Here is a 9,885-nt window from a genome sequence, read left to right as displayed (position 1 = left end):
TGGAAAAAGCATTAAAAGAAGTATGGTACATATTAGATTGTCCATGTGGCAGGAGATTAGGAGATTATATAGGAGAGATAGTACCGATATTAGAAAAGAAAGGGGAGATAAAGATAACAGAGGAAGGAAGGTGTCACCAAGCAGGGTATAATGTACTAACTATCGGCACTCATAGTGCGCCAGGTCGAATAGGGAGAAAAAGATTGTAAAAAGTGTCTAAATATGTAACCTTTTAGGAAACATCCTAAAGACCTGAAAGGAGGTATATTATGGCAGGAAGGAGAATAAAAGTGATAGATATAAGAGAGATGTTAAGATGTTTAAGGATGAAAGAGAGTAATCGTCGGATAGCAAAGATGTTGGGAATTAACAGGAGGACGGTATCAAAATACAGACAATGGGCTAACTGGCATAATTTATTGGAAGGTGAACTACCTTCTTTGGAGATAATAGAGAAATTTTTAGAAGAATCAGGTATGATTGGGATAGGAGAAAGAAAAGGTTCCAAAGTAGTTCCATATCACGACAGGGTAGAAGAATTAATAAGTAAAAATTGTAGTATACAGGTGATATACGAACGATTAAGAGACAACTATGGATTTAAAGGGAGTTATGATTCTGTGAGGCGATATATAAAGAATATAAGGGAAAAAGAGTCTGATAAATACTTTCGTATAGAGACAGCACCGGGAGAAGAGGCACAGGTAGATTTTGGATATAGTGGATTGATGTATGATTTTGTGGAGAAAAGGTTGCGGAAGGCGTGGTGTTTTGGGATGGTATTAAGTTATAGTAGACATATATTTGTTAAGTTTGTTTTTGACCAGAAGATAAGTACATGGTTAAGGTTACAGCAGGATGGGTTTGAATATTTTGAGGGAGTGGTAAAGAAAGTAGTATTAGACAACTTAAAGGCGGCGGTTGTAAAAGCAGCTGTGTATGATACGGTATTACAAAGGTCTTATTTAGAATTTGCCGAGCACTATGGTTTTTTAGTATCACCTTGTAGAATAGGAACACCTCGTCATAAAGGGAAAGTGAAGAACGCCGACCAAAGGTCGGGGCTTCTTTAAATCTCCCATAGCCTCGGTTGTTCATATGAACTACTGTGTTTCTCTATATTGTCTTACCACCACCTTATACAAATTTGACAGCAAATTTATTGTCTTACTTTAATTCTCCCCTCACTTTAATCCCTCGGGCGTAGTTCATAATCCGTAGCCAAAAGCGAGGAACCCTACGGGCGAGCCTCTCCCCTAATTCTGTCCGCCAATCTTTGTGGTGGAGGGGAGAGGGCGGAGTGAGGGGAAATATCTTTTGCTATTATTATATCAATATATTTTTACCAAACAAAAATATATTGATGCGATTTTCATCTCTGGCTAAAAGTCGCAGCCCTCAATCGCATTTTCTTTGTAGAAAGAAAAACCTTTAAAATTCCTGCAATTAGGATATGGTCTTGACGGCATAACGATTTTAAGCCCATGTCCTGAAAAGATAGGCAGAAACAAAATACTCTTTTCAAGAACATGGTTCTCCTAGAGAACCATGTTCTTCTATCTTAACCAGAACAGAGGCACAAATCTTTTAAAAATCAGCATTTTATTTCTCTTTTTTAGTTTTTAATTTTCTCCTTCCTTCAAGTAAAGCAGAAAGTCCAAAAATTTCAATAAAACCGTTTGATGCTTTATGGTCAAAAATATCTTTTTCAGTATAAGTTGCAAGTTCTTCAATATAAAGTGAGTAAGGGGACTTTCTACCAACAACCTCACAATTCCCTTTGTATAACTTTACTTTTACTTTTCCTGTTACATATTTTTGTGTCTCTTCAACAAATGCGGTTAAACATTCTCTAAAATCAGAAAACCAATTTCCGTAATAAATAAGTTGTGAAAATTTAATTGAAACAAGTTTTTTAAATTCCCATAATTCTTTTGTGAAAATAAGTTTTTCCAGTTCACTATGTGATGTATGTAAAATAACTGCTGCTGGTGCTTCATATATCTCTCTTGATTTGATACCAACAACTCTATCTTCAACCATATCAATTCTACCAACTCCATTTTCACCACCAACTTTATTAAGAAATTCTATGATTTTCAAAATATCCATCTTTTTCCCATTGAGACCAACAGGAACTCCTTTTTCAAATTCAATTTCAATATATGTTGGTTTATCAGGTGCTTTTTCAGGAGATATGGTAATTTGATATGCATCATCTGGTGGTTGTTCCCATGGGTCTTCTAATTTTCCACACTCTATTGATATACCCCATAAATTCTCATCAATACTATATGGTTTTTCTTTTGAGACAGGAATTGGGATTTTATTCTTTTTTGCATATTCAATTTCTTCTTCTCTGGATTTAAAATCCCATTCTCTTAAAGGAGCAATTATTTTAAGTTCAGGAGATAAGTATTTAAATGTAAGTTCAAATCTTACCTGGTCATTTCCTTTCCCTGTGCAACCATGTGCAACTGCATCAACTTTTTCTTTTTTTGCTATTTCTACCATTTCTTCTGCAATCAAAGGTCTTGATAATGAAGTTGCCATTGGATATTTGTCCTGGTAAAGAGCAGAACCTTTTAGAGATGGGATGATGTAATTTTTAACAAATTTTTCCCTTAAATCCTTAAAATAAAATTTTTTTGCTCCTGTTTTTAGTGCTTTTTTTTCAAGTTCTTTTTCTTTTATTTTTTGTCCTATGTTTGCAGTAAAAGCAATAACTTCTGCATTATATTTTTCTATCAGATATTTTATTATTATAGATGTATCAAGTCCACCAGAATATGCAACAACTATTTTCATTTTATTCCCTCCTTGTCAATTGTTAAAATTGAAGATAATATTGCTTGAGTTGACATTTTTACATTTTGTATATCCACAAATTCAGGAATATCTTTTTCATCATGATAATTTGGGTCCGCATAAGGATAAGAGCCAATATTTGCTACTGCTACCTTATATCCTTCTTTGATAAATGAACCATCATCATCCCCAGGAGACGTTCTTTTATATTTTCTTTGAATTAGTCCAATATTATATATTTTATTTAATTCTATCATAAGGTCAGCAATTTTTTCTCCTTCATCAGTTGTGTAAAGAGTTACATTTGTTTTTGCCCCTGTTTCAGCCTCTTCTTTTGATTTACCACCAATACTATCAATATTGATTATCATTATCAAATTATCTCCTCGTGTTTTGGCGTTTTTTGCAGCAGTTATACTTGTCCATGGTGTATGTTCTTCATTACAAAATAGGAAATATAGTGAACGAACAGATTCGTAATTTGAAAGTATTCTTGCAATTTCCATATTACTTACTACTCCAACAGCATTATCATAAGCACCAGGAGAATCCACCCAACTTTGGGAGTCCTTATGGGAAACAATTAAAATAATTTCATCAGGATAAGTTTTACCTTTCTTTTTTGCATATAAATTATGAGCAGTATACCAGGGCGATTCTGGGGATGGTGGAGCATATTGAGAACTTTTTGGTTTTGTTATATCCCTGCCGTATGCTTGAACTTTCCCTTCTTCTTTTTCAATTTTATAGCCATATTTTGCAAGTTCATTTTCTATAAAATCATCTGTTTCATATAGTGTATTTTTAGAATGTCCTGGTATAGTATAATTTAATTTTCTAAAAGGGAGAGGGTTTTTTGCAAGATAAAATAGATTATTTGATAAATTTTTTTCATTAACTTCCTTTATTAAGTTGGAAATAATTTTTATTTTCATTTTTGCCTCCTTTTTATAAAAAATTTGCTTTTTTTAGTTTTTTAAATTGGTCAACTCTTCCTAAAACAATTGCTCCAAAACCAACAGGTATAGTAATTAAATTAAGTAAAAGTTTTAAATTCGGGATTATTGAAATTAAAGTAAAAAATAAAACACCAATAAAAGTTGAAAAAAACCATGTTATTCTTTTATCAGGAAGTTTAAAAAGTATTTTTCTTCCAACAAAAATTAGTGGAAAAACCCTTGAGACATATACACAAGAAATAAATATAGAACTTACAATAAGACCAAAAGGGATGCCAATTATTGTTACAAATATAATGGGAACAATTATTAAAGTAATCAATATTAAAATAATACCAAGTCCAAAACAATATAAAAATTTTTTCCCTGAATAAATTGCTGTCTGAGAAAGAACATTGGGAGTGAACCAGAGCATAAAAAAGAAAGGGAATAAAAGTGAAAGGAAATTATAAAAACTTTTTAGTTTCAAAATAGGCATTTTTTCTTTTATTGTCTCACTCATTGGTTTTTTCCAGATTTTTTCGCCTTTAATTTTTACATTTTTAAAATCCATTTCTTTTTTGGAATAATAAACAAGATTTCCATTTATAACTGACATTTCATTAAAATTTATTTCGTCACTATGAATTACTAAATTCCCAAAATTTCCTTTAAGATAAATATTCTGTCCCCATATTACAGTATTTCCATCTACATTTGTATCAAGAAAGATTTTTTCTCCAAATAACCTTAAATTTTTTTCTATATTACCTTTTAGTGAAATAATACTACCAAATATTGCTATACTCCCTTTTATATTTCCTGTCGTTTCAACATTATTTCCTAACATATAAACATCGCTTTTACTTTCACATTTTAACTTCTGATTTAACCCAATTCCAATATAATCTCCATTTAAAGAAATGTCAGAAAGAATATTTCTACCAATTCCAATAAATTCATTTTCAAGATTCCCTTTTGCTTCTATTTTCTCCCCAAGAGCAAAAATGTCTTCTTTTATACTTTCTATTTTTATATTTTCTCCGAAGAAAACTTTACTTTCAAGAATAGAAGGAAAGAATAGAAGAAAAATTATTAATATTAATTTTTTCATTTTTTTATAAGTTCTTTTATTAACGCTGTTTCATCACATTTTGGGAATTTTGGGCAATTTATACAATCAAACCAGATTTTATGTGGCAACTTTGATTTTGATATTTTTTTAAATCCAAATTTTTCAAAATATCCTGGCTTATATGTAAGAACAAAAATTTTTTTAAAGCCCAATTGTTCCCCTTCCTTTAATATATTTTCAATTAACAATTTTCCATATCCCATTTTTTGAAAATTCTCTTTTACTGCAAGCGACCTTATTTCAGCAAGGTCTTTCCATGTTGGTTTTAAAGACCCACAACCAATAATTTGTTTTCCTGATTCAATTACCCAGAAATCCCTAATTCTTTCGTATATCTGATTATAAGATAAAGGAAGCATTTTTTCCTCATCAGCAAATTTATCTACAATTTTTTTAATATGTTTTGTGTCCTTTATTGTTGCTTTTCTTATTTTTATATCTTGGTTAGTGTGCATTTTTACCTCTTTTCGTTTAATCTTTCCCGTTTGACAACGGGGAAAAAGGGGGATTTTTATTTTATAAGTACTTTTCTTCCAGAAATACTTACTCTTCCTTCTGAAATTAAGTTAATTGATAATGGGTATATTATATGTTCTTTTTCCTGAATTCTTTTATGTAATGATCCAGGTGTATCATCTGATAAAATGGGAACAACTGCTTGCATTATAATAGGGCCTGCATCAATTCTATTATTAACAAAATGGACAGTACAACCAGTAAATTTTACACCATATTCAAGTGCCTGTTTCCATGCTTCAATACCAGGAAAAGATGGAAGAAGGGAAGGGTGGATATTTATAATTTTATTTGAAAAATTTTCTAAAAATGTTTTTTTTATCACTCTCATAAAACCAGCCAGGCATACAAGTTCTACTTTGTTTTCTTTTAGAATATTTACATATTTTTTCTCAATTTCTGGTTCAAGATATGTTTTGTATCTTCCTGGTGAAATATATTCTGCTTTTATTCCTTCATTTTTTGCTATTGTCAATGCATTTGCATCTAAATTATCACTTAAAACAATCCCTATTTCAAAAGATGCCTTCTCACCTTTTATGTAATCAATGATTGCCTTTAAATTTGTCCCTTTTCCAGAAGCAAGAACTCCTATTTTAAACATTTTTTTATCCCTTCTATTTCTTTTATTAAGTAATTTAAAAAATCAACAATTCCTTTTTTACTTTTTTTATCCTCTTTCGTTTTTATTTTTTTCTTTGCACCTTTTATTTTATAACCCTCTTTATAAATAAGCAACTTTATATTTTTAATTTTTTCAATGTCTTTTTCACTATAAAGACGATGTCCTCTCTGATCTCTTATTGGCTTTAAAATTCTAAATTCTCCCTCCCAGTATCTAAGAATATGTTCAGGTATTCCTGTTATTTTACTTACATCTCCAATATAGAAAAATTTTTCTTTTTCTTCATTCATTCTCTTTTAAGTTTCCTTTTCATTAAATAATTTATTTCTTCCGTTGGGCTGCTATTTGAAAAAATTATTCTGTAAATTGATGATGTTATAGGAAGTTCAACTTTCAATCTATGAGAAAGGGTATAGTAGACATCTGTTGCATATATGCCTTCAATTACCATTTTTGTTTTTTCCAGATAATTCTCTTTGCCCTCTCTTATAATTCCTTCTCCAAAACTTCTATTTCTGCTATATTTACTAAAAGAAGTTGTTATCAGGTCTCCAATACCTGAAAGCCCTCTTAATGTTTTTTCTTTTCCTCCAAGTTTCCTGCCCACTTTTATCATTTCATTCAACCCTCTTGTTAAATATGATGCCTTTGTGTTCATACCCAATTGGAGTCCATCAATAATACCTGCTCCAATTGCAATAACATTTTTAAAAGAACCACCTACCTGAACTCCCTTTATATCTTTTGTAATATATACTCTGAAAATATCACTGCTTAAAAGTTTTTGAAAATATAAAGATATATCTTTACAGTTTGAAGCAATTACTGCTGCTGATGGAAAACCATATACAATTTCACGGGCAATTGTTGGTCCTGAAATAATTCCATAGTTTTTAACAATTCTTCTCTCTTCTATTATTTCAGAAAAGAATTTTTTTGTCTTTACTTCCATTCCTTTTGTTCCAACAAGAATTTTTTGGTCTGAATAATGTTTTTCAATTATTTCAATTGTTTCTTTAAAAAAAGTAGATCTTACTGTAATAATTAAATTATTAGAGTTTTTTATTGTTTCTTCAATAGAGTTTGTTATAACTACATTTTCTGGAATTTTTACACCAGGGAAATAAATTGTACTTTCCCTCTCTTTTATAAGAATTTCATAATTATCTTTTATTGGTTCCCAGAGAGTAATTTCATTATTTTTTTTTGATAGTAGTAGTGATAAACAAATTCCCCAAGCACCACTTCCTAAAATACCTATTTTTTCTCCCATGGCAAAATTATCCTTTTCTCCTTTCCCTTTTTTAATCTTTTAATGTTTTCTCTATGAGTATAGATAATAAAAATAAAAATTATTATTCCAAAAATAGTTAAAGGAATATCCTTGGAGGAAATATAAATAGAAATTGGGAGAAAAAAACTTGCAGTAATTGATGCAACAGAAACAATATGAAAAATAAACAAAACAAGAACAAAAATAATAAAAGAACAAAAAGCAGATAATGGGAAAAGAGCAATTATAACACCAAAACTTGTTGAAATTCCTTTTCCGCCTTTACCTTTTAAAAAAGGAGAAAAAGTATGCCCTAAAATAGCAGCAAGTCCTATCAATATTGAAATTATAGAAGAAAATTCAAAAAAATTTCTTGAAATGAAAACAGGGATATAGCCCTTTATTATATCAAGAAATAAAACAGATGACCCTAAAAATCCTCCACATACCCTGTAAACATTAGTAGCACCAATATTTCCACTTCCATATTTTCTTATGTCAATTTTTTTAATAATTTTACATAAAACATAACCAAAAGGTATACTTCCAAGAATGAACGAAAAGATAAAAAGAAAAAATATTTTTAAAATATCCATAAGATTTTTGAAATATATTTAAAATTTACCAATATATACCCTATCCCTTCTTATTTAATATTTAGCAATTCTTTCACTTTATCTACACCTGTGGCAGCATCTGGTGCATAAGCATCTGCACCAATTTCATCCGCATATTCCTGTGTAACAGGAGCGCCCCCAATAATAATTTTAACTTTATCTCTTATTCCTGTTTCTTTTAACTTTTCAATCACTTCTTTCATTGCTATCATTGTTGTTGTCAAAAGGGCACTCATTCCAATAATCTGAGTGCCTCTATTGGCTGCTTCAACAAATTTTTCTGGTGGAACATCAATTCCAAGGTCTTCTACTTCAAATCCAGCACCTTTCCACATCATAACTACAAGATTTTTACCTATATCATGCAGGTCTCCTTTTACTGTTCCTATTGCTAATTTTGCAACTGGTTTTATTCCTGCCTGAACAATTAATGGTTCTATAATATCCATTCCTTTATGCATTGCTCTGGCAGCAATTAGAACTTCTGGAACATAATATTCATTATTTTTAAACTTCTCTCCAACAACCATCATCCCTGCAATAAGTCCTTCATCTAAAATTTTTTTAACTTCAATATTCTCTTTTACCGCTTTATTTACTAATTCTTCTGTTTTTTTTGCATCTCCCACTATAACACTTTCTTTAATTCCATTTAAAATTTCATTTGACATTTAAATCCTCCTTTTTAAAGTTTTTATTTTAGTTCATCAGTTATTTTTAGAAATTTTTTTCCCTCTCCATAAGGAGAAATCATTGCTAAATAAAAATTTTTCTGAGTAAAAAGTTGTTCTGCAACTTCTTTAACATCCTCTTTTGTAACTTCTTCTATTTTTTTTCTTATTTCTTCCACAGATGTAATTTTCTCTCTTAAAAGTCGTTGTTCTCCAAGAAACATCATGTATTCAAGATTCCCTTCAAGTCCCATAAGAGTATGGGAAATTAAATATTTTTTACTTCTTTCAATTTCATCGTCATTTACCCCTTCATTTCTTATTTTTACAAGTTCTCCAATAATTGCTTCTGTTGCTTTAAGTGAATTTGAATGTTTTACACCAGCAGAAATTATAAAAGCACCTGTGTCAGTATAATTCCTTATAAAACTTCCTATTTCATAAGCAAGTCCCATTTCCTCTCTTATTTTATTAAAAAGACGACTGCTCATATTTCCACCAAGAATTGTATTTAAAACACATAATGGATATTTTCTATTATCTTCTCTTGAATATCCAAGACCACCAATTACAATATGAGTTTGTTCAGTATCTTTTTTTAGAACTTTTACTTTTGGTCCACTTTCATTTCCCTGCCATTTTGGAAAGGTAATTTTCCTTCCATTTCTTAATTTAAAATATTTTTTGCTTAAATCTCTGATTTTATTTTCAGAGAAATTTCCAGCAACACTTATTACAATATTTGAAGAACCATAAAGTTCATTCATATATTTTTCCATATCTTCTTTTGTAATTTTCTTAACTGTTTCTTCCGTCCCTGCAATTGGTCTTCCCAAATGATGCCCTTCAAAAAGCATGGAATCAAAAATTTCATGAACATATTTTGCAGGTATATCCTTATACATTTTTATTTCTTCAAGAATAACAGCCCTTTCTTTTTCAATATCTTCTTTCTTTAAAGCAGGATTTTCAATCATATCTGATAAAACATCAAATGTTTTTTCTAAATATTCATCAAGAATTTTTATCCAATAACATGTTGCTTCTTCAGATGTGAAGGCATTAAACATACCGCCAACTCCTTCAATTTCTTCTTTTATTTGATTACTCGTTCTTTTCTTTGTTCCTTTGAATAATATATGTTCAACAAAGTGTGAAATTCCTGAAATTTCTTCATCTTCTGTTCTACTTCCAACTTTTACAAACACACCGACAGCAACAGAATGAAAATCAGGAATTTTTTTGTATATTACTTTAACTTTATTTTTAGATGTAAATTCTTTTCCAGATGCTCCTTCTGAC

At 30.1% G+C, this 9,885-nt stretch carries 12 protein-coding genes; 2 read left to right on the top strand and 10 right to left on the bottom strand.

Annotated features, from left to right (window positions below):
• Both PLW95_07165 and istA read left to right on the top strand, forming a co-directional pair.
• The coding region (locus tag PLW95_07165; GenBank protein ID HOV22433.1) for a hypothetical protein at positions 1 to 209 on the top strand (209 nt) is incomplete at its 5' end.
• 60 nt (positions 210 to 269) lie between these two features.
• Positions 270 to 1,073: an IS21 family transposase gene (gene istA, locus PLW95_07160; protein ID HOV22432.1), complete on the top strand. Its 804-nt coding sequence runs from the start codon at positions 270 to 272 to the stop codon at positions 1,071 to 1,073.
• A gap of 529 nt (positions 1,074 to 1,602) precedes the next feature.
• On the opposite strand, the gene PLW95_07155 is transcribed toward istA, so the two are convergent.
• The 10 genes from PLW95_07155 to PLW95_07110 all read right to left on the bottom strand — a co-directional run.
• Positions 1,603 to 2,808, bottom strand: a complete 1,206-nt coding sequence (locus tag PLW95_07155; protein HOV22431.1) for an argininosuccinate synthase — start codon at positions 2,806 to 2,808, stop codon at positions 1,603 to 1,605.
• Positions 2,805 to 3,743: a M28 family peptidase gene (locus PLW95_07150; protein HOV22430.1), complete on the bottom strand. Its 939-nt coding sequence runs from the start codon at positions 3,741 to 3,743 to the stop codon at positions 2,805 to 2,807. The genes PLW95_07155 and PLW95_07150 overlap by 4 nt, the downstream gene beginning before the upstream one ends.
• Positions 3,744 to 3,756: 13 nt before the next feature.
• Positions 3,757 to 4,860: a hypothetical protein gene (locus PLW95_07145; GenBank protein ID HOV22429.1), complete on the bottom strand. Its 1,104-nt coding sequence runs from the start codon at positions 4,858 to 4,860 to the stop codon at positions 3,757 to 3,759.
• Positions 4,857 to 5,336, bottom strand: a complete 480-nt coding sequence (locus tag PLW95_07140; GenBank protein HOV22428.1) for an N-acetyltransferase — start codon at positions 5,334 to 5,336, stop codon at positions 4,857 to 4,859. The genes PLW95_07145 and PLW95_07140 overlap by 4 nt, the downstream gene beginning before the upstream one ends.
• Before the next feature lie 56 nt (positions 5,337 to 5,392).
• Positions 5,393 to 6,001: a phosphoribosylglycinamide formyltransferase gene (gene purN / locus PLW95_07135; GenBank protein HOV22427.1), complete on the bottom strand. Its 609-nt coding sequence runs from the start codon at positions 5,999 to 6,001 to the stop codon at positions 5,393 to 5,395.
• A complete protein-coding gene (locus PLW95_07130) occupies positions 5,989 to 6,312 on the bottom strand; it encodes a MerR family transcriptional regulator (protein ID HOV22426.1) in 324 nt (107 codons plus the stop codon). The genes purN and PLW95_07130 overlap by 13 nt, the downstream gene beginning before the upstream one ends.
• The gene (locus PLW95_07125; GenBank protein ID HOV22425.1) at positions 6,309 to 7,295 is read right to left on the bottom strand and encodes an NAD(P)H-dependent glycerol-3-phosphate dehydrogenase; all 987 of its coding nucleotides are present in this window, start codon (positions 7,293 to 7,295) and stop codon (positions 6,309 to 6,311) included. The genes PLW95_07130 and PLW95_07125 overlap by 4 nt, the downstream gene beginning before the upstream one ends.
• A complete protein-coding gene (gene plsY / locus PLW95_07120) occupies positions 7,280 to 7,891 on the bottom strand; it encodes a glycerol-3-phosphate 1-O-acyltransferase PlsY (GenBank protein ID HOV22424.1) in 612 nt (203 codons plus the stop codon). Before plsY ends, PLW95_07125 begins: the two co-directional genes overlap by 16 nt.
• A 50-nt stretch (positions 7,892 to 7,941) precedes the next feature.
• Complete coding sequence (locus tag PLW95_07115; GenBank protein HOV22423.1) at positions 7,942 to 8,583, bottom strand: corrinoid protein; 642 nt, start codon at positions 8,581 to 8,583, stop codon at positions 7,942 to 7,944.
• Positions 8,584 to 8,606: 23 nt separating this feature from the next.
• A partial coding sequence (locus PLW95_07110; GenBank protein HOV22422.1) for a pitrilysin family protein occupies positions 8,607 to 9,885 on the bottom strand: 1,279 nt, incomplete at its 5' end.

This window comes from bacterium (assembly GCA_035370465.1).
Lineage (GTDB): Bacteria > Ratteibacteria > UBA8468 > B48-G9 > JAFGKM01 > JAGGVW01.
The sequence above is the reverse complement of the archived record's forward strand: the minus strand, read 5'-3'. Positions and strand labels throughout refer to the sequence as shown.